We start from the raw sequence: 23,918 nt of genomic DNA, 5'->3' as shown, positions 1-23,918 counted from the left end.
AAATAGGGGTTGGTGGCAAAACCGGAAGGATTCCACTCCACTTCTTTTCCGTCTGCATTGTAACCGGGAGCCAGGCTGCGGATGTCTACCGTGTTTGCGATCATATAGGTTCCCCAGTTTGGGTTACCGGGCGCATCGGCAACACCGGAACGGTTTTCAGACCGCTCGATATTGTACTGCGCATATCCTTCAACGGAAACCCGCTTGCTGAGTGTTGATACAACAGACAGGGAAGCGATCTTTTTGTTCAGTTTCTGATTGGGGATGATGCCCTTGTTGTTCATGTCTGAAAGGGAAGCCCTCCAGGTGATGCTTTCGTTTCCACCGTAAGCGGCTACCGTGTTGGTGAAAGTGGAGCCGGTGTTGTAGAAGTTTTTGATATTGTTTTTCTGCGGAGAGTAGGGACGCTTCACTCCGTCGAACTGGATCACATCGGAGCCGTCCATTTTTGCACCGTAGGAGAAGCGGCCCATATTGATGGCTTCCGCTTTTGTAGCGGGCTTCACACCAAACTGGCCCTGGCCGTATTCATATTGCCAGTCAGGAATGATGCTGGGTGTTTCGTAAGTGAGGGTGGTGTTATAGTCAACCCCGATACCTCTTTGCTTTACGCCTTTTTTGGTGGTGATGATGATCACACCGTTGGAAGCACGGCTTCCGTAAAGAGCGGCAGCGGTACCTCCTTTAAGCACGGTGATGCTTTCGATATCATCGGGGTTGATGCCTGCGATACCATCGCCACGGTCGTTGTTCAGCCCCACGGAACCGTTGCCTGATGCCGGAACGGAGTTGGTGGTATTATCGATAGGCATGCCGTTGATCACGTAGAGTGGCTGGTTATCTCCGCTGAAGGAACCGTTACCACGGATAGTAACGCGGCTGGAGCCGCCCGGCCCGCTCGCGAGACTGCTTGCATTCACACCAGCGATCTTTCCGGTAAAAGCATTGGCGATATTGATCTCACGCGCCTGCGTGAACTCATCTCCCTTCACTTCAGTAACGGCATAGGCCAGTGCTTTCTTTTCTTTTTTGATACCGAGGGCGGTCACCACTACTTCGTCCAGTGCTTTGGCATTGCTGAGCTCGATGGTGATATTGGTTTGTCCGGGTTCCACCTTCACCTGCTTTCTTTCAAATCCCACATGGGTAATGAGCAGTTCGATGGTGCCGGAAATGGCGGGTAATTTTAAAGTGAATTCTCCATTGTTGTTGGTGGTGGTGGCAATACTGGTGTTATTGACCAGTGTGATGGTGGCCCCTGCAATCTTTTGTCCGGCGGAGCTGGAGACGGTACCGGAGATGGATGAGGGGGTCTGGGCCAGGGTGGTCATACAGCAGAGGAGGCTGCATGCCAGCAGCAATCGGCTGGCCCAGTAGGTTAGTTGTAATTTTTTCATTGCAGTAGTTAGATTAGAACTTTTCTTTCAAAAAATGCAAATTCTCGACTTAAAACTAGCTCATTTTTTCGCTTTCTGCAAAATATTTGCACTCATTATTTGCAAAATATGCATTTAATGGACCTAAAAATTGCATGTTCGGCTACCCGCAATTATATGTAACCTATTATTTCACAAACAATTAAACTGCCCTCCATTTTATAGCCCGCAGGATGACATTTCGCAAAAAAATTAATTGACACCCAAATAATGCAAAAAATTAAACTTATATTCTATTTTTACCGGATATTTGAATGGAGGGGCGGCTGCGGCAAACCCTCTAACAGCATTCAGTAAGCGCAATTCCGTTTTTTATGGACCTGAACACACAAGACCAGATTCCCCCTGCCTCGCTGACCAAACAAGCGAGGAAAAAACTCATCATCAAACAGGTGAATATCCATACTCGTTTGACTTATAGTGACCTGGTAGGTCTGATCAGTGTTTCTGAAGACACCATCCGCCGTGATGTGAATGAACTGGCAGACGATGGAGAAGTAGTGAAGATAAAAGGCGGGGCTATGTCAATCGCCTATCATTACGGTCATGAGTCCGAGACCTACTCGCAAAGCAATAAAGTGGTGATCGCTGAAAAAGCCTTGCAATTACTGAAAGACGATATGATCGTGCTGATCGGTGGTGGCACCACCATCAGGGAGTTCATCAAGAAGATCCCGCATACGCTTCGCGCAACCTTCCTCACTGTGAATGTACTCTCTGCAGTGGAGTTACTGGATAAACCGATGATCAAAACTATCGTGATCGGCGGGCAGATCTCTACCTATAGCCAGATGACGGTAAGCGGGGAAGTTTTCGAGTACCTCAATAATATCAAGGCCGATCTTTGTATCATCGGCACCAACGCTATTGACGCTGCAAATGGTCTTACTGACTCCGACTGGGAAACGATCCAGGTTAAGAAAGCAATGATCAAAGCGGCAGATAAAGTTGCTATACTGGCGATCTCCGAGAAACTGAACTCAACCATGAAGATGAAGATCGCAGACATTCAGGACATCGATTACCTGATCACGGATCTTCCCCCAGATAACATTGCTTTACAACCTTACAAAACCAAAGAAGTGGAGTTGATCTAAGTTGTTGCACCATTGCTTATCCGCCATGTTGCCAGCAATACCCTCCAGACTTTTGATTACGGGAACATCTTGTTCCTTTTTTTGTGATCGCCCGGCACTGGATGCTGCCGGACTCACTGGTCTTCTTTTTATTTGAACTGCCATACGAACCTGCTACAGGTTTTTTCTTTTCGCATACACCGCAGGTGCCACCGGCATTACAATGTTTACATCCGGAACAATTGGAGCAAGCCGTGCACGGCGTTCTTCCATAACAGGTTGCGTATTCTTTTTCTGCGGGTAATTCAGCTTTGGGCGACTTACAACGGGGAGCAAAAGCCAGCGCAGTCAGCAAGGCAGACAGGGCCAGCAGGAGCATGATGCTGCTTTTCATATATTGGCATTTTACAGGATAATTGAATCTATAACGAACCTGATCAATTCAAATTTTACGGCCCTCTATATCTTGACAATCCTCAAACTTCCGCTTCCGGCCTGCGTTCCCCGATCTGTTGCCTCCACATGGCATAGTATAATCCTTTCTGCTCCAGCAATTCTTCGTGGGATCCCTGTTCGGTGATCTTGCCCTTTTCCAGCACAATGATATTATCAGCGTACATGATGGTGCTGAGCCTGTGAGCAATCATGATGGTGATCTGCTGTCTTTGCGAAGCAATATTGCGGATAGTCTGGGTAATGGCCTCTTCCGTAAGAGAGTCGAGTGCCGAAGTTGCTTCATCAAAGATCAGAAGCCTGGGCTCGCGGAGCAGCGCGCGGGCAATGGACAACCTCTGTTTTTCGCCACCGGAGAGCTTGAGGCCGCCTTCTCCAAGCATGGTATCCAGCCCGGACTCATGGCGCCTCACCAGATTGGTGGCCGATGCTTTTTCTATGGCTGTCATCATCTGGTCATCAGTAGCATTGGGTTGCACAAAAAGTAGGTTCTGCCGGATAGTGCCTGCAAACAGTTGTGTATCCTGGGTTACAAAGCCGATCTGCTTTCTCATTTCATTGTAGCGTATAAGCGTAGCCGGTATATCATTGAAAAAGATCTCACCTTCCACCGGCTTGTACAATCCAACCAGCAGCTTTACCAGTGTTGATTTTCCGGAACCTGAAGGCCCTACAAACGCAACGGTGTCGCCTCTTTTGAATTCAAATGAAATGCCGTCCATGGCATTCTGCCTGGCGGTATTATGGCGGAACACCACATTCTCGAAACGGATACTTTCCAATTCATTCAACTCAATCGGCTCAGGAGGGCGTTGCTCCACCGGCTTGTTCATGAGCACATCAAAAGTATTGAGAGAGGCTTCCGCTTCGCGATAAGAAAGAATGATGCTGCCGATATCCTGGAGCGGGCCGAAGATAGAACTGGATATGAACTGCATACTGATGAGCTCGCCGGTGCTCAATACATGTCCGAAGATGAGCCACAACAATATGAAGAGAATGGACTGCCGTAGAATATTCAATACTGTTCCCTGCAAAAAACTCAATGTGCGCACTTTCCTGGTTTTCTGCATTTCCAGTTCAAAGATACGGTAGGTGAATTCGCGGAGACGCCTGATCTCCGGGAAGGTGAGGCCCAGACTACGCACCAGTTCTATATTCCGCAGGGATTCCGTGATGATCCCCGCCATGCGGTTGGTTTCTTTATTGATGGAACGTTGCAGGGTTTTGATCTTCTTACTGAGCAGTCCGGTCAGCGAGCCCAGCACCAGCACGCCAATCACAAATACGGGAATAAGCGCCCAGTGTTTGGTGATGGCATACCAGATGAGAAAGCCCATGCCTACAATGGAAGAAAAGAGAATATTGATAAAGGAGTTGATGAACCTTTCCGTATCTGTTCTTACTTTTTGCAGGATGGCCATGGTCTCGCCACTTCTTTGTTCTTCAAATTCGCTGAAGGTTAGGCGGAGTGTTTGCCGTAGGCCATCGTTGAAGATCTGCAGCCCGAACTTCTGAACGGCCAGCCGGGTGAAATATTCCTGGAAGGCTCGTGCCACGCGGGCCAGGGTGGCAATTGCGATGGCGATGAAGAGCCACCAGAGCACTCCCTTTACCAACTCTTCCCTGGGCTTGCTATTGATCTGTCCTGCATAATCATCGATGATTTTACCAAAGATCACGGGATCTATCAGGGACAATATCTGGGCTATCCCTGCCAGTAACAGGGAGAACAGGATCAGCCAGCGCTGAGGTTGTAAATATTTCCAAAGGATCTGCATGCCGTAAAGCTACGGCGGACCGGGGTTACACAAATCTAAGGATTTAAATAAGGCGGAAGAACCTTACCAAAGTATGGGGTGAGCCTGACCAAAAAGGTTAGCCCCATTTATTTTCCGCTGGGACGCGAGTGATTGGCTGCACGCTACCCACCGGCCCCAACCCGTCGCATTTCATCATCGGCGCTGCCGCTTCTTTTGACACCTCCCTTGAAGGATTTACCGAAGCGCCAGGTGAAGGAAAGCACACCAACACGTGTGTCTCGCTGTAGTTCAAAATACTCTTCTGAGTCTTTGAATTCTGTAAGGCCATTCATGGCCTGTGTATAGAAGATATCGCGGAAAGCCAGTTTGAGTGTGGCTTTGTTATTGAACAATGCTTTTGAAATTCCGGCACCTACCTGTCCGGTGGGCTCCACCACTTCCTGGATGTCTTCCTGGCTTCGGGTAATATAATAACCTGTGAGCTCTGCGGCCCACCCTTTCTTAAACTTGAACTGGTTGTTTATATTGGCGTTCAGCTGAGTAACTGTTGGCGTCAGCTCTTTCCACACAAAGCCCCTGAAGCGTTTGTGAATGAGGTCTGCCTGCAGGTTCATAGACCACCAGGGCGCTGGCTGCAACTGCACGTTCACAGAGAGGCCGAAATGCTGCTTGTTGCCCACATTGCCATATGAGTACAGGAAAGTGCCATCGGGTTTAATCAGGAAGAGCTGTGCAAAATAATCTTCTGTCCGGCTATAACTAACGGTGGTCATCAACCACTCTTTGTACATATGCGTCAGCTGCACATTCCAGGTGTACTGTGGCAGCATAAAGGGATTTCCGCGCTGGCTGGTGTATTTGTTGATGATGAACTCAAAGGGATTCAGGTTCTGGAACTGGGGCCTGTCGATCCTTCTGCCGGCACTGATGGTAAAGCTGTTGACCGAATCCATTTTGTATTGCAGATAGGCAGTGGGAAAGAGGCTGCTGTAATTGCGGGAGAAAGCGGAATCCTTTCTCAGCGCGTTCCCGGATTGCAGGGCATCATAACTGGTGTTCTCAAACCGGAGCCCGGCCTGGGCTGTGAACTTCTCCCATACTTTTTCAAAGTTGCCATAAGCAGCATGGATATGCTCGGTGTAAACAAACTGATTGGTCTTGTTGGTATTGTTTTCCCAGGCGCCTGTAGTGTTGATCTCGTATCCCGCGAAGTTATCTGTGCGGATCCGGCTGCTTTTCCATCCTGCTTCCAACTTCATGGTTTCACCAAAACGCCGGGTGTAATCCGCTTTCCCGGTAATGATCCTGATTTTGGTGGGGATCTCGCCTCTTTCTCCTTCGCTGTATCCATTATTTCCATCCCTGTTATTCAGGAAGAACTGGTAGTTGCGGATATTGTAGCCGAGCCAGTCGAGGTCTACGGTCAGCTCCTGTGTGGAACTGAAGTTATGCCTCGCATTCAGGTTCACTGCGCCGTTCCGCCAGTTGAGCGAGCTTCTGCCGGCACTGTTTATCACTGAATCTTTCCGGTAATTGTTATCAAGCCATTCAGCAACCGCACTGTTCCGGGTTTGGCGATACTGATAGAAACCATTCGCAAGCAGGCCAATGGTTGTTTTCTTACTGATGGAGTAATCCATACCAAGTTTCAAAGAATGATTCTGACCGCGTCCCTGAATTGTTGTGGGTTGTTGCAGGATGGCATTGGGATTGGTGGTTCCGGGATCGAAATATTTACGGAGCGCATAGAGGTACATGATATACCCGCCTTCATTGAGACTGTAGTTCATGAAAGCATTGAGCGGTCCCTGCCTGTAGTTAAGACCGAGGCTATGAATGGAACGTTGTTTCCTTCCCTGCTGCCAGGCAGTGCTGAGGGTTCCGTTGAAACCCTGTTGTTTACTCTTTTTTGTTTTGATATTGATCACCCCTGCGTTGCCAACAGCATCGTACTTGCTGGGCGGGTTGTCCATCAGTTCTATTGACTCCAGCTGAGCTGCGGACATGCCGCTGAGGAAATTGCTGAGATCTGAGCCGGAGAGATATGTTGGTTTACCATCTACCAGTATCAGTACGTTTGACCTGCCTTTGAGGCTCACATTACCATCACGGTCAACCGAAACACCGGGAGATTTCTCCAGCACTTCCAATACGGTAGCGCCGGTGCTGGTAATACTATTGTCTACCGAAACGATGGTTCGGTCCGGAGCAACCCTGATCAATGGCCTTCGCGCGGAGACAGTCACTTCCTGGAGGGAGGCGTCTGACCGGAGCAGGGTGATGGAAAGCGGGAGATTGGCTGCGCCTGTTGCCACTTCTACAGGCCCTGCATACTGTGTCATATGATTGACCATGGTGATGCGGAGCAGGTAGGATCCGGCGGGCATATTTTCAAAAGTCACCCGGCCGGCAGAATCGGTAATCCGCGTGAGCACCAGGGAGGAATCTCTGACTTTGAGCACAGCTACCGAGGCGAGTGCCAGCGGCTGCTGTTGTTTATTATTGACGGTTACGGTTATGTCTCCATCGCCGGCAGGTTGCGCCAGTGCTGTCTGCACCAGCAGCATCCATACAATCACATACAGTTTACGCATAATAAAAAGGATCAACCGAAATTACTCGCATTGATCCTTTTCATAATGTTGATTTATTTCAGTGGCAATATTCCGATACGGGAAAACTGAACCGGATAATTTGCCTGCTGAACCGTCGTTTTTTAAAAGGGCAGGTCGTCATCCGCGCCTCCGGGTTCAAATCCGGGAGGGCCATCAGGTACAGCGGTATTACCGCCGCCGCCTGCAGTGCGCACCACTTTCCATGCTTTCACGTCTGTATACCAGCGACCGTTGAACTCGCGGCTTTCCACATCAAATGATACAGTTACCGGTTCTCCGGGTTTGATGCTTGCAATGTCTATTTTATCGCCCCATACTGCTATGCATACTTTTTTGGGGTAGGTGTCGCCTGTTTCGAGAATGAATTCCTGTTTTTTCCAGGTGCCGTTCTTTCCCTGTCCTGTTTGTACAGGAAGAAAGGAGAGGATCTTTCCGCTAATGTCCATTATTGACTGATTTACTGATTTCGGTAAATATATGGAGGCTTTGGATTTTGGCAATAAGGAATTTATGCAGGTGGGGAGGAACGGGCCTGCCCCTGGCATACCCCCGTGATCTCACGCTCACCCTGCTCATTCCGGCACCTCTGCACACTGCCGCTCCCGAATAAAATTCGGTTTCACCCGGGCAAAGCCAGCGAACTTCCGATTATTGTTCGGCCATCGACCCGCAAAAACTGAATAAATTCCAAATTTCCGATCCCGGCCGAATATTATTCAGAATAATTTTAGATTTACAGAAAATTAGCCGGAATGGAAATCACTCTCGATAATACTGACCTCCAGATCTTAGAACTGATGCAGGCGAATGCCAGGATCTCCAATGCAGATCTTGCGCGTGAGCTGAACATGGCTCCTTCCGCTGTGCTGGAGCGGGTGAAGAAACTGGAGAACAGGAATGTGATTGTCCGTTACACGGCGCAGGTAAACCCTGCCGCTATTCAACAGAAACTCCTCGCTTTTATTTTCATACGCTCCTCCGAAGGATTCTCCTGTAGTGGTGACACTTCCAAAGCCCTTGCACTGATACCCGAAGTGCAGGAAGTACATCATATAGCAGGCGAAGATTGCTACCTGATCAAGGTCCGTACCGCCGATTCTGCCTCACTCATGCATTTGATGCGAAACTCCCTGCAAAAGATCCCGAATATTTCATCCACCAAAACAACCATCGTTTTGGAAACCGTAAAAGAGCAACAGCAACTGGTCATTCCAAAAAAGTAAAATGTATGTCAACTGTAACCAAAAAGCCCGTGTCTACTGTAATGGTGATCCTAGCCTTCGCCACTGTGTACCTTGTTTGGGGCTCCACTTATTTTTTCATTCAGAAGGCTGTTCATGATTTCCCTCCACTGATCATGGGAGCGCTTCGCTTCCTGGTTGCCGGATCCATTATGCTGACCTGGTGCCTGATCAAAGGAGAGAAACTCTGGGATCCGCAACAGGCAAAGGCCGCCATCATTACCGGCGTGCTGCTGTTGTTTGTTGGTAATGGCTGTGTGATCTGGGCCGAGAAAACATTGCCCAGCTCCCTGGTGGCCGTTTGGATCTCTTCCGCTCCCATCTGGTTTGTACTGCTGGAGAAACCTAAATGGAAAGAGAATTTCCGCAGCGCCTCCACCATTATCGGACTTATTGTTGGTTTTATAGGCGTAGTGCTGCTGCTGAGTGACCAGCTGGATGCTATCATGAATACGCCCGGCGGCGGTGAAACCCTGGCCGGCCTGCTCATAGTGCTGGTAGGCTGTATCAGTTGGGCTGGTGGTTCTATTTATTCCAAATACAATTCAAAAGGATCTGCCCTGGTGAATACCACCTGGCAGATGCTCACAGCAGGATTTGTGTTCCTGCCAGGCAGTTTCATTGCCGGCGAATGGAAAGCGTTCAGCTTTGCTGCAGTGAGCAGCGGGGCCTGGTTCTCTCTTGGGTACCTGATAGTATTCGGTTCCGTACTGGCATTCAGCGCATATGTATGGCTGTTACAGGTACGCAGCCCAACACAGGTAAGTACTTATGCATATGTAAACCCTGTGGTGGCCGTATTACTGGGAGTGTTCTTCGCCAATGAAGTGATGAGCCTCTGGCAGCTGGTGGGACTGGCGATCATTCTGGGAAGTGTGCTGCTGATCAATCTTGCGAAATACAGAAATTCCAATAAGGATAATTCCGGTAATGGCGCGTCAGCTGCTGTGAATAAACGGATCATTGTTTCTAATGCCCAGGAAAAGATGGCTTAGTCAGCCAGTGCAGCAGGATCTTGGGTTTACGGAAAAGGATCCTGTTTTTCCTGGCGCAAAGCAAAACGGGCAGACCGGTTGGTCTGCCCGCTTTGTTTTTATGCGGATTTTTTTAAGGAGGATTTTTTAGTAATTTTTGGTGCGGCTTTCGCTTCAGGAGCCATTTTCATTTTTTTGAAAACTACAATTTTTGCAAGATTTACTTTTTGGCTTGCCTCCCACAGATCAAAGTTATATTGTAAGTTCATCCAACTCTCTGGCGTTGTTTTAAAGGCTTTTGCCAAACGCAAAGCCATTTCAGCGCTAATTCCCTGATGCTCGTTCAGGATCAGGGAAAGGGTCTTTCTTGTTACTCCAAGATTCCTGGCTGCAAAAGTTAGATTTAAACCCAATGGTTCAATATACAAGTTCTTCAAAATACGCCCCGGGTGACTAGGCTTCATTCCTCTTTTCAGCATAACAACTCATTTTAATGATAATCAAGATAATCCACCAGGTAGGCATTCCCATTCCTAAACTCAAAAGTAATCCTCCAGTTTGTTTCCAATAAAAAAACAGGCTACCGGATGTTAGATAACAGTAAGTTGTATTCTGGCTTGCGGATACTTACAAAGTAAACTGCTCCTTAGGTTTCTTCATCAAAAAAGATCTTGTAATACTTCTTCCCACTCATCTCATCCACCCCTTTCTCTATCAGATCCCTTCTTCCGTGAATGTAGATATGGAAGTTCTTATCCAGCTTGAGCACGGTTTTGAAAACACGCTGCTGTTTTTTTACTGCATTGATGTGAATGGCAAATTCATCATTGAGCTCAAAATTTTTCGCCGCCTCGAAGTTCTTCTTGTAATCCATAAAACTATCCACCACCTCTTCGTGATGGATCACTTCCTGCGCAAACTCCTGAAGACTGAACTGCTCCTTCGATTTAAAATAATCCATGCTCCGGTTGAGCATATCTATCTGATCACTTTTGGAGACATCGAATTTTTCTGCGTACTCATTAGTGATAAACTGCTTGCAAAGGCTGAGAACCTTATCTGTATTGTGATAGCTGTCTGAGTAAGGTGTTACCTGCAGGAACTCTTCCACCCAGTACTGGGCATCGTTGTTTTTGTTGGTGCTGTCTACCACACAAACCTTGAACCCTTCTGCCGTATTTGACCTGAACACCAGACAGCCCTTGTCCATCTTGTTGATGTTAAGCCCTTCTTCATGCAAAACTTCATAACTCTGTCCATGCGGAAATACCCTGAGAAAGCTCTCCTTGGTTTCAGACTTGAAGATGCCGATGGCGGGAATATATTCTCCTTCGAAAGGAACATTGTCGAACTGCACTACATACAGTTCTCCTTCCTTTACTTTAACGTGGGTTGATTTTGTATACAGGAACCGCGCGATATAGGCTGCCTGCTCCATAAAGGTCTCGCGGTCTTCAAAAATAGCAGACACATACCTGTACACTTCATTCATCTGCAGATCGCTGATATGCGTGAAGTGGTAGAGCTCATTTTCATTGAAGGAGCCGAGGAAATATTTGGTCAGCAGTCCTCGTACAATTTCATCGTTCAGGGTAAGTGCGTTTTCGCTCAGGTGCAGATCTTCGCCTCGGGAAGGGTTCCCGATCTTATGCACTACCACTTTCTCCAACTGTACGCTGTCTATGCCTGTCATTGTACTACGGTTTTTGAGGCCGCGAAGATAAGCAAGCAGCTAAAGGAACCCTACAACTTTTTGATATCGAAAATAGGAACGGGGGGATCGAAGTACTGATTGTCTTCCGGGAGGTTGTAGATCTTGCGGACAATGTCCAGCCCTTTGATCACTCTCCCGAAAGCCGCATAGCCCTGTCCGTCTGCATTATTGGCCCCTCCGAAGTCGAAGCCGGGCTGATCCCCCACACAAATGAAGAATTCTGCGGTAGCAGTACCTGGCTCCAGCCTGGCCAGGGACACTACGCCGTCTTTGTGAAGGATGCCGCTCTGTTTTGTGGTCTCATGTGGAACACCGGCAAGATCAGGCGTTTTCTTAGACCGGTACAAACCGCCCTGGATGAGGTTTGCCTTGGCTGCATTGCTCGGCTGGTTCTCATCGTTGAGCACGCGGTAAAAGCTGGCATTGTTATAAAGATCCTTTTCCACATAGGATAAGAATGCAGCAACGGTCTTTGGGGCTTTATCGGGATAAAGCTCTATTATGATATCGCCCTGCCTTGTACTGATTTCCACAAGGGGGTATTTTGAAGTCTCGGAGCATCCTGCAAAAACAAGTATCAGCAAAATGGCCACAACAGATCTGGCGTACTGCATATCCTTCGGTTAAAGCAACAAATCTAAAAAGAAAAGCGGCAACACCATCCTGTGTTGCCGCTATGTATTTTTAATTCCTTTAAAGACTGGCGGGCTGTTTCACCCATGCATCCAGCTGGTGCAACATCTGGAAGCTGCTGAGAATATCCTGTGCAAAGGATACCTGGCGATTGCTGAGCGCTCCATCCTTTCCCTCCAGGATCATGTATGCATGCCGGGCAAGCTGCTCATCTCCCTGCTGCTCTTCGCCCAGGGAACGGTAATATTCCATTTGCTGTACCAGGTCCCTTCGTATGGAATCAGACACTTTCTTTGCCAGTTCCGTATCACCGGCCAGGTAGCAGGCGTGCAGGAACTGCAGCGAAATGAAATTATGCTGGTTGCCCCTGTTGGAGGTAAATCCATAGGGCAGGTTAGCTGGACTGACATTCTGATCAAACCTGCGCAGCACCTGCTTTGCACGCTCCTTGTCGCCGGAGCGGGCCAGGCTCATTGCGATCTGCACGTGGGCAGCTTTGATCAGATTCAGCCGCATGCGATTGGTCTCGTCGAGGTAGATGCCTGCCTTTTGAGTATTGCCGTACACGAAATGCTTCATCACGGTGTTGTAGGCAGTTTCATTGTCTACCTCACTGTCAGGTACAGGGCTGAGCTGATATACCAGTCCTTTTGATCTTACATACTTGCTCAGCCCATAATCATCTGCCGTAGATGAAGAAGCGAAGCATACAGGCCTTTCCCATTTGTTGGCGGCAATGATGGCAAGCGGAGTCAACTCATGTTTGAAGAGATAATTCTTCTTAGAGAAATCGAGCAACAACTGTTCCTGGATCTGTTCTCCCTGGTGCGCAGCCCCACTGGCGATGGCTTTGGCGGGATCAACAGGAATGCTGAACTTATTCACCGGCAGTATATGGTAGGTTTCTCCGTCTTCGCTCATAGAGGTAAACCGACTGTCTTCACTACCCACCATATTCTTCATGGCGTCATAGAGATCATAGTGTTTATCGGGATCGAAGCCCTGGATCTTATTGTTGAAGTAAACGATGCCCAGCTTATTACCAGCCACCTGCTCTTTAGAGAATATCACATCGATGGGCGCGCTGTTGTTCACTTTGTAGCGAAGCTGATCGATGCACCAGTCGTTGCCGATCATGGTGGAAATCACTACGCGCACATCACGGCGCACACCTTCCACTTCCTGGAGATACCAGATGGGATAGGTATCATTGTCTTCGGCTGTGATGAGGATGGCATTTGGTGGACAGCTTTCCAGGTAGTTGCGGGCGATATCGCGGGCCAGGGTTTTACCACTGCGATCATGATCATCCCATTCCTGGTTTGCCATCAGCATGGGTACTGCCAGGAAACAGAGAGCGGATGTAGCCCAGGCTGCTGCCGGCTTTTTAATATATCGTTGCGTGTAATTGATGAGGCCGATCACCCCCAGACCTATCCAAACGGCAAAGGCATAGAAAGAGCCTACAAAGGCATAATCCCGCTCCCGCGGTTGGATCCCGGATTGATTCAGGAACACTACTATACCCAAGCCGGTGACCAGGAAAAAGAGACTGTTCACCACCCAGTCTTTACTATTGCGCTTCAACTGAAAAAAAAGTCCCACCAGTCCGAGTGCCAGTGGCAGCATGAAGAGCCTGTTATGTGCTTTGTTTTCGGCGCGGGCAGTATCGGGCATTTTCTCCTGGTTACCGTAAAGACTGTTATCAACAAATGAGACCCCGCTGATGAAGTTACTGTCGCGTGGGTTGCCGTATCCCTGCAGGTCGTTCTGCCTTCCGGCGAAATTCCACATGAAATAGCGCATGTACATCCAGCCTGCCTGGTAGCGGGTGAAATAATTGATATTGTCTTTCATGGTAGGCGTTTCGCCTTCTTCGAGACCGGAAAAATTATAGTAGTTGGTCACCTGTCCGCGGTCATTATTATTGTCCCACATACGTGGGAAGAGATGCGCACCGGGAGCATTGGCCCAGTCCTGCGAATAGCTGGGACCGGCCACTTCGTATTTCTTTTCTCCCTTTACATACTGATCTCCCACTTTTTTGAAGGGAGCGCGTTCTGTGAAATCAGGGCCAATGAGCAAGGGCCAGTCGTTATAACTTTCACGACCAAGATAGGAGGCCAGGGTCATGGGATTGTCCACGCTGAACATATCCAGCGCAGGGTCTGCATTGGAACGGATGAGGGTGGTGGAATAAGTGGAAAAGCCGAGCACAACAAAGAGGCTGCACCAGAGGGCGAGGTTGGTCTTGTACCATTTCTTCCTGTTGGAGTGCCGTATGGCAAAGAGCATTATAGCCGTGATAATAACAAAGAACAGGATGAACCCTGTGAAAAAGGGCATGCCCAGTTCATTGGTGAAGAAGAGATCAAACTTACCAGCGGCCCGGACGGTGCTCTGGATCACAAATTTCATGATGAACACCGTGATAGCGCATCCTGCAATGAAAGCCATGATAGCGCCGCGTTTGGAGAATTTATATCTTTTAAAATAATACACCATGATGATGGCGGGAATGGTCAGCAGGTTCAGCAGGTGAACTCCAATGGAAATTCCCATCATAAAAAAGATGAAGATCAGCCAGCGGTCTGCGCCGGGTTGATCAGCACGGGCTTCCCATTTAAAGATGGCCCAGAATACAAGGGCGGTAAAAAAGGAGCTGAGTGCATACACTTCGCCTTCCACAGCACTGAACCAGAATGAGTCGGAGAAGGCAAAAGCCAGCGACCCGATCATACCAGCGCTGAGCACTGTGAACACCTGCTGTGCAGTCATTATAGCCCCTGATGCAGGCTGTATCAGCTTCCTGGCAAAATAAGTGATGGTCCAGAAAAGAAAGAGGACGGTAAAGCCGCTGGCTATAGCGCTGAGGCTGTTCACGGCAATGGCGGCCGTTTGCGGATTATCTCCAAAGAGGATCACAAAAAACCTTCCCATCAGAATGAAAAGGGGCGATCCTGGCGGATGTGGCACCTGGAGCTTATCGGCGCTGGAGATGAACTCTCCGCAGTCCCAAAAGCTGGTGGTTGGTTCTAATGTCAGGAAATAAACTGTGCAGGCGGTCAGGCACACAAGCCAGCCGAACAGGTTGTTCAGTTTGTTGAACTGCATAGAATGGAGGCATTAAATGAGTAAAAAGGAAGTGTATGCCTCTAAATTTCGTGTTTTTGAGCGGGGAATGGTATTGCGATACTGCGAAAGGAGCGGGATTGGCTAAAGCTTTAACATTTCCTTGGAGAATTTTTGGCTTCTATAGTACGCGCAAATAATTTGTATTATATTGCAGCCGTAAAAAAAAAGGGTCTTCTGTAGAAACAGATGACCTCTAACGATTGCTTGCCATATGAAAATTCTTCAAATTCTATTTTCGAGTGGATTTGAATTTTGGCCTCTACACTGCTTGCTTGTCACTTTGTCTTTTTGCCTCTTTCAATTGCCTGCTTTACGATTGCTTGGCCATATGTGCTTCAAATCCGATGTAAAAATAAGACGGGAAATAACCGTGTACAAAACAACTTATTGCGGATTTTATCATGCCAAAGCTGATAATTAAATCTTAAAACCCCTACCGGGCGTGCGTTTCAGGAGAATTTTAATATGAGGGCCAACCCATTTACGGATGCATTATTTCAGTTAGTTCGATCTCTGGAGAAGTCGGAAAAGCGACATTTCAAGCTTTATATCACCAGAAGTTCCACCAAGGAGGATCTCAAGATCGTTCAGCTGTTCGATGCATTGGATAAATTGCCCGAGTATGATGAGAAAGTGCTGATGAAAAAGCTTTCTCCTATCACTAAACCACAGTTAGCCAATCTCAAAACGCATCTTTACAAACAGTTGTTAGCAGGATTGCGGCTGCTGAAAACTGCCGAAAATATAGACCTTCAGCTGAGCGAGCAGCTGGATTATGCACGCGTACTGTATAACAAAGGCCTGAAAATTCAGGCGCTCAAGATCCTTGAGAAAGCAAAAGAGCTCGCAAAAGCCAATCATAAATATAATTACCTCGCCCAGGTGATATCGCTGGAGAAGAAGATCGAAACCCTTCACATCACAAGGAGCTCACAGGAAAAGACAGACCTGCTGGCAGCAGAAGCCCTTGAGATCAGCCAGCATATCGACAGTGTGGTAAAACTTTCCAACCTCGCCCTTCTGATGTACCGCTGGTTCATCCGCAACGGCCATGCCCGTAATGAGGAAGAGGAGCAGGATATCAAGGCCTTCTTCAGCACCAACCTGCCCGTAAATGCGCACAAGGTTACAGACTGGTACGAGCGCCTTTACCTCTATCAAAGCTATTGCTGGTATGCATTCATCCGCCAGGACTGGCTGATGTACTATCGCAACAGTAAAAAATGGATCGAGTTGTTTGATGAGCAGCGGGAGATGATCTCCGTTGAGCCTGGTCACTACGTAAAAGGTATGCACAACCTGCTCAATGCGCATTTCGACCTGCGCAATTTCGACCAGTTCGATCTCACGCTCCGCAAGTTCCAGGAATACGCCAAAACGGATCTTGCCAATGTGCACGACAATTTCAGGGTACACACCTTCGTATATATCAGTGCAGCAAGGCTCAATCAGCACCTGATGCAGGGAACCTTCAAGGAAGGGTTGAAGATTGTACCTGAAATAGCTAAAGACCTCAGCGATTACGAACTATATGTAGACACACACCGGATCCTGGTGTTCAATTACAAATTCGCCACACTGTATTTCGGTGCGGGGGATTATTCCACTTCTATCGACTACCTGATGAAGATCATGAATGTTTCTGTTCCTGATCTCCGGGTGGATCTTCAATGTTATGCACGGCTGCTTCACCTGATGGCGCACTATGAAATGGGCAACTATGATATCATGGAATCCCTGATCAAAAGCGTGTACCGCTTCATGGCCAAGATGCAGAATCTTACGGCTGTGGAAGAAGAAATGTTCAAGTTCCTTCGCAGTTCATTTGATGTTTCTCCCAGAAAGCTGAAGCCGGAACTGGAAAAATTCCTGCAAAAGATCAAGCACCTGGAAGGAAATCGATTTGAGACCCGCGCCTTTGCCTACCTGGATATAGTATCCTGGGTGGAAAGCAAGGTATATGAGAAGCCGATGGGCGAAGTTGTGCACAAAAAGTACCTCGAAAGCAAACGCAGGGTGAAAGCCGAAAGAGCCATAAAACAATAACGGTTACGACTGATCGATCATTTCTTTCAATTGTGACTCATCCGTCAGGTCGAGCCGCAGCGGCGTTACACTTACGTATTCATTTTCTATAGCCCACCTGTCCGTTCCTTCTTCCGCAGGCTCAAGCGGTATTACCGTGAACCAGTAATGCTTCCTTCCCATCGGATCCATGCCGGGAACGATCTTGCCATCATAAAAGCGGACCGACTGCCTCGTCCATTTGATGCCTTTGGGTGTTGGTGGAAAATTTACATTCAGCAGGTTTGCTGTTTTCATTTCCAGCAGACGGCTGAGCGTTCTTTCAACATAGGGCGCCAGGCTCTCAAAATCGGGCTCTGTTTTACCGGCAACAGTACTGAGGGCAATTCCTCTCAAACCCAGCAGGGCTGCCTGTTTGGCCGCAGCCAGGGTGCCCGAGTGCCACATACCGTTACCAAGGTTCAGCCCCATGTTGATCCCGGATAACACCACTTCAATATCTGCCCACATATGGGTTCCCAGTGCCACGCAGTCTGCTGGCGTGCCATTCACCCTGTATGCTTCCATTCCTTCGAATGTTACGGGAGATTTTTTATAGAAGAGTGGCCGGGAGGCCGTGATGGCATGCCCCATAGAAGACTGTTCCACATCCGGCGCAACTACCAGCACCTCCCCGAAGCGGGAAGCGATCTTCGCCAGGGCCGCAATGCCCGGGCTATAAATTCCATCATCGTTGGTTACTAGTATTCTCATGCAAAAAAGCCTATCATAATCATGCCACTGGCCCTACAGTTGGAATACTATTATCAAAACAAATCAACGTATGAAATTGGCCATGTTAATCCACAACCCTGGCGCCGGAGATCAGGAGCATTCAAAGAAAAAATTGCTCGATCTGTTGGGATCCCAGGGTTACGACTGTAGATATTTTTCAACAAAAAAAGAAGGCTGGGATACCCTTGATCCTGAAGTTGACCTGATCATTGTAGCGGGCGGTGATGGAACTGTGGGAAAGGTTGCCAGGAAGATGGTTGAGCAAAAGTTGAACGATAAGATCCCGATGGCCCTGCTGCCCGCAGGCACTGCTAACAATATAGCCAGCACGCTGGGGCTCAGCGGAGAACTGGAAGATCTTGTTGAAAGCTGGAAGCCGGGCCTGGTCAAAAAATTTGACCTGGGCCTATTCAGGCAGGAAGGCAGTGAAGAGTTATTCCTGGAAGGTGTTGGCTTTGGCCTATTCCCAAAACTCATCAAAGTGATGAAGAAGATCGATGACATTCCAGAAACAGCAGAGGAGTCGCTGGAACTGGCACTCTCGACCCTTCTTGAAATCGTAGCCACCGCTAAATCCCGTTACTGCAAGCTGGAGTTGGATGGCAACGACTATTCCGGAGAATATCTTTTGCTGGAGATCCTGAATACCAATTCCATCGGCCCCAATCTCAAACTGGCTCCCCAGGCAGATCCCGGAGACGGCCGTTTTGATGCAGTCTGGATCCGCGAGGATGAGCGCACCAAACTCATTGAATATCTTCAACACCGCTTAAATAAAGAAGAAGCCACACCACCATTCCATTCTCTTTCATGCAGACGTGTGCATCTTGAATGGGCAGGCGCGCAGGTACATGTGGATGACATGCTTGAGAAAAAGGATGAGCCGCCATTCCCTGCAGTGATTGAGCTCCTGCCGGAGATGATCAGCTTCCTTGTTCCGGCAAAGCCTTCAGCTATTTAATCTTTCAGGCTTGTTGTTCTCCAGGCGGAATGATTCCAGCTTCTTTCCTTCCAGTTTATGCTCCCATTGCTTTACAACGGGGGCTTCGAGTGACCATTCCCGGTATTCATCGGGGCTCATGATGGGTACACCATGAATAATGGGGTAGTACCTGCTGCAATGTTCGCAACTTAGCAATCCTTCAATGATATGATTGTTGGTATCAGTGGCAAACACTTTCAGTGTAAGATCTTTTTTATCGAAGGGACAACAGAGTTGTTTTATGAAACCGGGATGCATACTAGTTAATTTTTTGTTGTTGAAGGATCTGGTTGAACTGGCTGGTCACTGCTGAGGGATCTTCGGCTTTCATGATACTGTTGATCACGGCGATCCCATCCAGACCTGTTGGAAGCAATGCTGGCAGATTTTGGGCAGTAATGCCTCCGGCCGCAAAGATGGTCATATCGCTCATAGCCCTGGCAGCCGCAATGGTGGCGGGTTGTACCCATTCGCAACTGTTGGCGGAGCCTGATGGAAATACAGAACAGAAAGAGATATAATCCATTTTCTGTTCGATGGCAAATTGAACGTTATCCAGGTTATTGCCGCAGGTGATGCCTGTGATCAGCGGCCTTCCGATGGCCCCTCTGATCAGGCTGAGATTTTGTGAAGGCTGATCGAAATGGATGCCATCAGCATCCGTTTCTGTCAGCAGTTCCCAGTTTTCGTTGACAAGTACCGGAACCTGGAAAGGCTTTGCCAGCTTCACCACGTACTGCACAACAGCAGCGCGGTCTTTCACATCCATCCAATTATTCCATAATTGAATGGCAGCGAGACCACTGTCCAGGGCCTGTCTGACTTTCTTCAATTTACCGTCATCAAGGCTGGCAGGATCCAGCACCAGGTAAACGCCGCCTTTTATCTTTTTAAATTCTTTATTCATTTCCATCCGTTTTTGAAGGCTTGAAAGAATGCGTTCCAGTAGGGATCAGCACCAGGTTGACCAAGCGTTACGAGCTTGTCTTTCTTCTGCATGCGTATGCTTTCTGATTTATCAGTGAACTGCCCAACCAGCGTGGCTTTGATATTGTTTTGCTGCAGGGTCAGCAACAGTTCTTCTTCCCTGCCGGGTTTTACAGCCATGATCATGGAACCTGCTCCCACGCAGGAGTATGGATCGATGCCGAACAACGAACAAACAGCCTGCTGGGCTGGTCCGATGGGAAGCTGATCTTCATGCAGGAAAGCGCCGCACCCTGATGCGGTGGCCATTTCGTAGATGGCTCCCAGGATGCCGCCTTCGGTTACATCGTGCATGGCAGTTACTGATTTTGTCTGATGCTTCGCATTTATTGCAGCTGCGCATAATCCTGCCTGTAAGGAACTGGTTTCATAAAAGAGGTCCGCTGCCTGTCTCCAGTTTTGCTGACCGCATTTCGATCTGACCAGGTCCGGGAAGCTCAGCGCCAGTATGGAGCTGGCAATCTGTGCGGCTTCTTTGGTAACAACAATAAAATCGCCCGGCTGTGCATATTTGCTCAAAAGCAGGTCACCGGTCTTTGCTACTGTGATCATGGTGCCGCCACCGGCCAGGGTTGATTGCATGCCTGCGGCTTTGCCGGTGTGGCCGCCGGTTATGGTTACTCCTATTTCTTTGCAATAGTTATGAATATGCATCCAGTATGCTTCAAACTCAATGCTGGTGCAGGATTCAGGCAGGTTCAATACCAACTGTGCAAATTGCGGGGCCTGCGAAGTGGTAGCAATATCATTGGCCATGAGATGCACAGAAAGCCAGGCGGACTCCTGCAATCCGAGGGTGGGGATCCAGGAGAGCGGGTCGCTGGTGAGGGCCATGGCATAATTGCCGGGCAACTCAACCAGTGCAACATCAACTCCATATTCAGGACCGGCGATCAGGTTACTGTCAGGAGCGCCATGATATGGATAGATCAACTGGTTGAACAGGTCCATATGCACTTTTCCACTGTCGGCAAATGCGGTCATGTTGTTGCTCATTTGAATTGAACGAATAAGGCGAAGAAATCTCCGTAAGGAACGCCCCATTGCTGTACCGGGAACCATTTGGGAAGACCTGTACAGGTCCATTCGATGGTATAGTTCTCTCCTTTGAGTGCTTCGTTGATTTTACTGATGAGTGTATCAGGTGTATAAAAAGTGGCAGTCACGTAGAAGGGGTTCTTTCCGAAAGCCTGTTGTACGCGGCGGCGGATGAACTTGGGCGAATTGCGGTTCATCATTCCAAACACGATACCATGTTTAGCTACACGGCGTGCTTCGCGGATCACCTGGATGGGATCTTTGTAATATTCAAAAGTGGTAATGAAGGCGAGGGCATCAAAGGTCTGGTCTTTAAAAGGCATGTAGTGCGCGTCTGCCAGGGCCAGGTTGCCATCGAAGAGATGTATTGCCTGTCCGAGCATAAAGGGGGAGAGGTCGGCTCCTGTGGCTTGTATGCCTATCTGGTGCCACCACCTGGTGAACCTTGTGGTACCACATCCGAATTCGAGGAGCGTTTTGATGCGTTCATCTTTTTTGAGGAGGCTGCCGATGGTTTTTTTCTGCCAGATCTCGGCTCGTTTGTAGCGGCCTTCGTACCATTGTTCGTAAGTGTCTGTCTGATCCCTGTTGAAAAACCATTCCGGGCGTTGCTGCCAGGTTCTGATCCCTTTGGTAAGTTGTTGTAATTCCATAAAAACAGTTTTTTTAAACTGCATCAGGAATGGATGGGGATCGGGGCAGAAATGCGGCAAAAGAAAAAGCCACATTTCCTGCCCGGAGAAATGTGGCTTATGCTGAATATAATTATTTCAGTTATATCAGTGTCACCTTGCATTCCCTCCGCTGGTATTAACCAGTTCAGGTTCCCGGGTATCATCTCAGCTACTTGTATAGCACCCCGATGCAATAAATTAATGACTCAAATGTATTACTGTTTCCTGACTTCTCAGGGTTTTCTTTTCAAGCGGGCGAGCATTTTGGTTTTCATCTCTTCGCGCTCTGCTGCCCTTATCTGTTCTGTTGGCTGTGCGGAGCGGTGAACCTGATTTCTGTTTCCCTGCATCATCGGTTGCGACATGCCCTGGCTTCTGTTTACATTGGCAAGAGCCTGTGATGGTCTGGCATTGGGCCTTGACCTTCTTTCGAGCAAGATGCGCAGTACATGATCGTCAATAGGTTTGGGCGAACGGCTTGCATTCATTTGCAGGGGGCGCACTGAGGTGGGCGCCAGCCTCCTGCTGTTATTTGCATGCACCGCCCTTTTAGCCATTGCATCCTTGATGGATTGCGGGGTTTTGCCTTCCATGGCTCTCACCGTTTTTGGGTCCTGGGCCATCGCCATATTGGAGATGGCTGTTGCCAGGATCAGCAGTACTCCGAAAAGGTATGATGCTTTCATTGTTTACTGTTTTGATTCTTACTTAACGCTTACCAGCACATTGATCTTTCCAACAGAGCCTGCGTTATAGTCCTGCAGTGCTTTACCCAGCACCTGTCCTACTCTCACTTTGTTGAGATCAGCCTTCATGGCAACGCCGGGGATGGAAGAAGTAACCAGCAGGTCGCCTCTTTTTATAGCGCCACCTTCCAGGCAAACCTTGGTAGGGATCACTCCGATCACACCCATAGGCACCATTTTGTCGAGGAGGCTTTTGTGTGCATCTTTTTCAGTAAGCATCAGACCTGGTTTGGTAGCATATACACCTGCAACCAGCGTAGAGTAAGGCTCAGCGGATTTGGCCACCATGCGGTCTGTAGATCCGGAGATCACCAGAACATCGCCTGCTTCGTAAGCAGAGCGGGCACCTTCAACATCGAAGAGCTCTGCAACGTCAGCACCGCTTGACAGTACACCACCATTGAAGTAACCGGTTCCGTCAGCAGCGATACGTGCTACATTATTTCCCCCTGCTTTGAAAACAGCCACATCACCTTCAGGGTCACCAACCAGTTCCGCAACCAGTGCAGTACCGGCGCCAACACCAGCGGTAGATGTAGCTACTGCATGTATCCCTTTCCCACCGGGAGCATTGTTGGTTCCTTTGAGAGCAGCATTCAAACCATCATTTGCTGCAGTTATCGTAGCATTATCGTCAGAGGCAGTATAAGCGTTGATAGCTTCCCCATTTCCATAGTTCACAGCCATCAGGCCTGCTTTATAGAAATCCATGGCAGCAGCAAACATACCATGACCACCATAGCTGAGAGAAGTAAGACCAATACCAGTACCCTGGTGAACAATGGACATGGCATCTGCATTTGCAGAAGGGTCTGCCACTTCAACGAATGCAGCGGTGCTGTTCACACTTTTTGCATAGATACCGAAACCATCCGTAGAGAAGGCCTCCACGCCGGTTCCTGTACCTGCGAAACCTCTTACACCCACACCATAACCGTTGTGGATACCCAATACACCGAAACTGGTGGCCAGGGCAGCGGAACCGTTATTCACACCTTTCACACCAGCGGCTTCCAGGCCTGCGTCTGTGTGCAAGATGGTTCCTACCACACCTGCAGCATTATCTGCGAGCGAGTTGCTGCTACCTTCGATGGGGCTTCCATCACCATCATTGGTGATGTGCAGCGCGCGGGTAGCGATATTTACAGTTTTTGAATAAGGAAGATTGATACCGCCTGGTGCCGGAGCCCATACTGTTCCGTCGAAGGTGAGTACTTCACCGCTTACAGGAGCAGTTGCGCTGAGGCCGATGCCTTTCAGTTTTGATACTGAAGGAGCAGGGTAGTTACCATCCAGGTCACCGGTTGCGGAGCCGTTTGGCGGCAGGCTGAGGCCTGTGGCCAGTTTAGCGGCTGTGATTGAGCCATCGATAATTTTTGCTGTGGTTACAGCATCGTCTGCAATTTTTGTTGAAGTAACGGCATCGGTGGCGAGCTTGTTGGCATTTACTGCACCGTCAGCGATCTTAGCTGTGACTACGGCGTCGGCAGCAAGCTTGGTTGCGCCAACAGCGCCGTCGGCAATTTTTGTATTTCCTACTGCACCATCATTGATCTTGGTAGAAGTGATGGCGTTAGCAGCAACAGTTGGGTTGGGGTATGTGCCGGTCAGGTCTCCGCTGGCAGTGCCACCGGGAGGAAGTGTGATTCCAG

Annotated in this window: 21 protein-coding genes and 1 riboswitch; of the genes, 5 read left to right on the top strand and 16 right to left on the bottom strand. The window is 48.7% G+C overall.

The window, feature by feature from the left end:
- A partial coding sequence (locus ACTHMC_RS08520; RefSeq protein ID WP_440412567.1) for a TonB-dependent receptor plug domain-containing protein occupies positions 1 to 1,397 on the bottom strand: 1,397 nt, incomplete at its 3' end.
- 353 nt (positions 1,398 to 1,750) lie between these two features.
- On the opposite strand from ACTHMC_RS08520, the gene ACTHMC_RS08515 reads away from it, so the two are divergent.
- Positions 1,751 to 2,533: a DeoR/GlpR family DNA-binding transcription regulator gene (locus ACTHMC_RS08515; protein ID WP_440412566.1), complete on the top strand. Its 783-nt coding sequence runs from the start codon at positions 1,751 to 1,753 to the stop codon at positions 2,531 to 2,533.
- Positions 2,534 to 2,549: 16 nt separating this feature from the next.
- On the opposite strand, the gene ACTHMC_RS08510 is transcribed toward ACTHMC_RS08515, so the two are convergent.
- The 4 genes from ACTHMC_RS08510 to ACTHMC_RS08495 form a co-directional block, all read right to left on the bottom strand.
- Positions 2,550 to 2,906, bottom strand: coding sequence for a DUF5763 domain-containing protein (locus ACTHMC_RS08510; protein WP_440412565.1), 357 nt, complete (start codon positions 2,904 to 2,906; stop codon positions 2,550 to 2,552).
- 82 nt (positions 2,907 to 2,988) lie between these two features.
- Positions 2,989 to 4,746, bottom strand: coding sequence for an ABC transporter ATP-binding protein (locus ACTHMC_RS08505; RefSeq protein ID WP_440412563.1), 1,758 nt, complete (start codon positions 4,744 to 4,746; stop codon positions 2,989 to 2,991).
- Positions 4,747 to 4,889: 143 nt separating this feature from the next.
- The gene (locus ACTHMC_RS08500; protein WP_440412561.1) at positions 4,890 to 7,322 is read right to left on the bottom strand and encodes an outer membrane beta-barrel protein; all 2,433 of its coding nucleotides are present in this window, start codon (positions 7,320 to 7,322) and stop codon (positions 4,890 to 4,892) included.
- A 122-nt stretch (positions 7,323 to 7,444) separates the two neighbouring features.
- Positions 7,445 to 7,789 carry a DUF3127 domain-containing protein gene (locus tag ACTHMC_RS08495; protein WP_440412560.1) on the bottom strand — a complete coding sequence of 115 codons (345 nt, stop codon included), beginning with the start codon at positions 7,787 to 7,789 and terminating at the stop codon, positions 7,445 to 7,447.
- Positions 7,790 to 8,095: 306 nt separating this feature from the next.
- Here ACTHMC_RS08495 and ACTHMC_RS08490 point away from each other — a divergent pair, with 306 nt between their 5' ends.
- Positions 8,096 to 8,566 (top strand): Lrp/AsnC family transcriptional regulator, encoded by a 471-nt coding sequence (locus tag ACTHMC_RS08490; RefSeq protein WP_440412558.1) that lies wholly within the window; start codon positions 8,096 to 8,098, stop codon positions 8,564 to 8,566.
- Between the two features lie 5 nt (positions 8,567 to 8,571).
- Positions 8,572 to 9,579 (top strand): EamA family transporter, encoded by a 1,008-nt coding sequence (locus tag ACTHMC_RS08485; protein ID WP_440412556.1) that lies wholly within the window; start codon positions 8,572 to 8,574, stop codon positions 9,577 to 9,579.
- 98 nt (positions 9,580 to 9,677) lie between these two features.
- Here the strand turns inward: ACTHMC_RS08485 and ACTHMC_RS08480 are convergent, their stop codons facing one another.
- The 4 genes from ACTHMC_RS08480 to ACTHMC_RS08465 form a co-directional block, all read right to left on the bottom strand.
- Positions 9,678 to 10,037 carry a HigA family addiction module antitoxin gene (locus ACTHMC_RS08480; RefSeq protein ID WP_440412555.1) on the bottom strand — a complete coding sequence of 120 codons (360 nt, stop codon included), beginning with the start codon at positions 10,035 to 10,037 and terminating at the stop codon, positions 9,678 to 9,680.
- Between the two features lie 167 nt (positions 10,038 to 10,204).
- Positions 10,205 to 11,251, bottom strand: coding sequence for a nucleoid-associated protein (locus tag ACTHMC_RS08475; protein ID WP_440412553.1), 1,047 nt, complete (start codon positions 11,249 to 11,251; stop codon positions 10,205 to 10,207).
- A 50-nt stretch (positions 11,252 to 11,301) separates the two neighbouring features.
- Entirely contained in the window at positions 11,302 to 11,805 is a 504-nt protein-coding gene (locus ACTHMC_RS08470; protein ID WP_440412551.1) for a peptidylprolyl isomerase, read from the bottom strand.
- Positions 11,806 to 11,965: 160 nt separating this feature from the next.
- Positions 11,966 to 15,019 (bottom strand): glycosyltransferase family 117 protein, encoded by a 3,054-nt coding sequence (locus tag ACTHMC_RS08465; RefSeq protein WP_440412549.1) that lies wholly within the window; start codon positions 15,017 to 15,019, stop codon positions 11,966 to 11,968.
- Positions 15,020 to 15,505: 486 nt separating this feature from the next.
- On the opposite strand from ACTHMC_RS08465, the gene ACTHMC_RS08460 reads away from it, so the two are divergent.
- Positions 15,506 to 17,086, top strand: a complete 1,581-nt coding sequence (locus ACTHMC_RS08460) for a hypothetical protein (RefSeq protein ID WP_440412547.1) — start codon at positions 15,506 to 15,508, stop codon at positions 17,084 to 17,086.
- A gap of 3 nt (positions 17,087 to 17,089) precedes the next feature.
- Here ACTHMC_RS08460 and surE read toward each other — a convergent pair whose 3' ends face one another.
- On the bottom strand, positions 17,090 to 17,818 hold the full coding sequence (gene surE / locus ACTHMC_RS08455; RefSeq protein WP_440412546.1) for a 5'/3'-nucleotidase SurE: 729 nt from the start codon (positions 17,816 to 17,818) through the stop codon (positions 17,090 to 17,092).
- A 70-nt stretch (positions 17,819 to 17,888) separates the two neighbouring features.
- Between surE and ACTHMC_RS08450 the strand changes: the two genes are divergently transcribed.
- Positions 17,889 to 18,800, top strand: coding sequence for a diacylglycerol/lipid kinase family protein (locus tag ACTHMC_RS08450; protein WP_440412545.1), 912 nt, complete (start codon positions 17,889 to 17,891; stop codon positions 18,798 to 18,800).
- Here ACTHMC_RS08450 and ACTHMC_RS08445 read toward each other — a convergent pair.
- The 6 genes from ACTHMC_RS08445 to ACTHMC_RS08420 form a co-directional block, all read right to left on the bottom strand.
- The gene (locus ACTHMC_RS08445; protein WP_440412543.1) at positions 18,789 to 19,079 is read right to left on the bottom strand and encodes a Trm112 family protein; all 291 of its coding nucleotides are present in this window, start codon (positions 19,077 to 19,079) and stop codon (positions 18,789 to 18,791) included. The two genes, ACTHMC_RS08450 and ACTHMC_RS08445, sit on opposite strands and share 12 nt — an antisense overlap.
- Position 19,080: 1 nt before the next feature.
- On the bottom strand, positions 19,081 to 19,728 hold the full coding sequence (locus ACTHMC_RS08440; protein ID WP_440412541.1) for a thiamine phosphate synthase: 648 nt from the start codon (positions 19,726 to 19,728) through the stop codon (positions 19,081 to 19,083).
- Complete coding sequence (locus tag ACTHMC_RS08435; protein ID WP_440412539.1) at positions 19,725 to 20,792, bottom strand: AIR synthase-related protein; 1,068 nt, start codon at positions 20,790 to 20,792, stop codon at positions 19,725 to 19,727. The genes ACTHMC_RS08440 and ACTHMC_RS08435 overlap by 4 nt, the downstream gene beginning before the upstream one ends.
- Before the next feature lie 8 nt (positions 20,793 to 20,800).
- A complete protein-coding gene (locus tag ACTHMC_RS08430) occupies positions 20,801 to 21,499 on the bottom strand; it encodes a class I SAM-dependent methyltransferase (RefSeq protein ID WP_440412538.1) in 699 nt (232 codons plus the stop codon).
- A gap of 126 nt (positions 21,500 to 21,625) precedes the next feature.
- Positions 21,626 to 21,718, bottom strand: a riboswitch (TPP riboswitch).
- A gap of 35 nt (positions 21,719 to 21,753) precedes the next feature.
- On the bottom strand, positions 21,754 to 22,206 hold the full coding sequence (locus tag ACTHMC_RS08425; protein ID WP_440412536.1) for a hypothetical protein: 453 nt from the start codon (positions 22,204 to 22,206) through the stop codon (positions 21,754 to 21,756).
- Between the two features lie 18 nt (positions 22,207 to 22,224).
- A partial coding sequence (locus tag ACTHMC_RS08420; RefSeq protein WP_440412534.1) for a hypothetical protein occupies positions 22,225 to 23,918 on the bottom strand: 1,694 nt, incomplete at its 5' end.

It is taken from the genome of Pseudobacter sp. (assembly GCF_051955275.1).
Classification (GTDB): Bacteria; Bacteroidota; Bacteroidia; order Chitinophagales; family Chitinophagaceae; genus Pseudobacter.
The sequence above is the reverse complement of the archived record's forward strand: the minus strand, read 5'-3'. Positions and strand labels throughout refer to the sequence as shown.

Bases quoted from the DNA above. Each gene is read 5' to 3' on its own strand.
- ACTHMC_RS08515 (WP_440412566.1), top strand. From the start codon at position 1,751: ATGGACCTGAACACACAAGACCAGATTCCCCCTGCCTCGCTGACCAAA.
- ACTHMC_RS08510 (WP_440412565.1), bottom strand. From the start codon at position 2,906: ATGAAAAGCAGCATCATGCTCCTGCTGGCCCTGTCTGCCTTGCTGACT.
- ACTHMC_RS08505 (WP_440412563.1), bottom strand. From the start codon at position 4,746: ATGCAGATCCTTTGGAAATATTTACAACCTCAGCGCTGGCTGATCCTG.
- ACTHMC_RS08500 (WP_440412561.1), bottom strand. From the start codon at position 7,322: ATGCGTAAACTGTATGTGATTGTATGGATGCTGCTGGTGCAGACAGCA.
- ACTHMC_RS08495 (WP_440412560.1), bottom strand. From the start codon at position 7,789: ATGGACATTAGCGGAAAGATCCTCTCCTTTCTTCCTGTACAAACAGGA.
- ACTHMC_RS08490 (WP_440412558.1), top strand. From the start codon at position 8,096: ATGGAAATCACTCTCGATAATACTGACCTCCAGATCTTAGAACTGATG.
- ACTHMC_RS08485 (WP_440412556.1), top strand. From the start codon at position 8,572: ATGTCAACTGTAACCAAAAAGCCCGTGTCTACTGTAATGGTGATCCTA.
- ACTHMC_RS08480 (WP_440412555.1), bottom strand. From the start codon at position 10,037: ATGCTGAAAAGAGGAATGAAGCCTAGTCACCCGGGGCGTATTTTGAAG.
- ACTHMC_RS08475 (WP_440412553.1), bottom strand. From the start codon at position 11,251: ATGACAGGCATAGACAGCGTACAGTTGGAGAAAGTGGTAGTGCATAAG.
- ACTHMC_RS08465 (WP_440412549.1), bottom strand. From the start codon at position 15,019: ATGCAGTTCAACAAACTGAACAACCTGTTCGGCTGGCTTGTGTGCCTG.
- ACTHMC_RS08460 (WP_440412547.1), top strand. From the start codon at position 15,506: ATGAGGGCCAACCCATTTACGGATGCATTATTTCAGTTAGTTCGATCT.
- surE (WP_440412546.1), bottom strand. From the start codon at position 17,818: ATGAGAATACTAGTAACCAACGATGATGGAATTTATAGCCCGGGCATT.
- ACTHMC_RS08450 (WP_440412545.1), top strand. From the start codon at position 17,889: ATGAAATTGGCCATGTTAATCCACAACCCTGGCGCCGGAGATCAGGAG.
- ACTHMC_RS08445 (WP_440412543.1), bottom strand. From the start codon at position 19,079: ATGCATCCCGGTTTCATAAAACAACTCTGTTGTCCCTTCGATAAAAAA.
- ACTHMC_RS08440 (WP_440412541.1), bottom strand. From the start codon at position 19,728: ATGAATAAAGAATTTAAAAAGATAAAAGGCGGCGTTTACCTGGTGCTG.
- ACTHMC_RS08435 (WP_440412539.1), bottom strand. From the start codon at position 20,792: ATGACCGCATTTGCCGACAGTGGAAAAGTGCATATGGACCTGTTCAAC.
- ACTHMC_RS08430 (WP_440412538.1), bottom strand. From the start codon at position 21,499: ATGGAATTACAACAACTTACCAAAGGGATCAGAACCTGGCAGCAACGC.
- ACTHMC_RS08425 (WP_440412536.1), bottom strand. From the start codon at position 22,206: ATGAAAGCATCATACCTTTTCGGAGTACTGCTGATCCTGGCAACAGCC.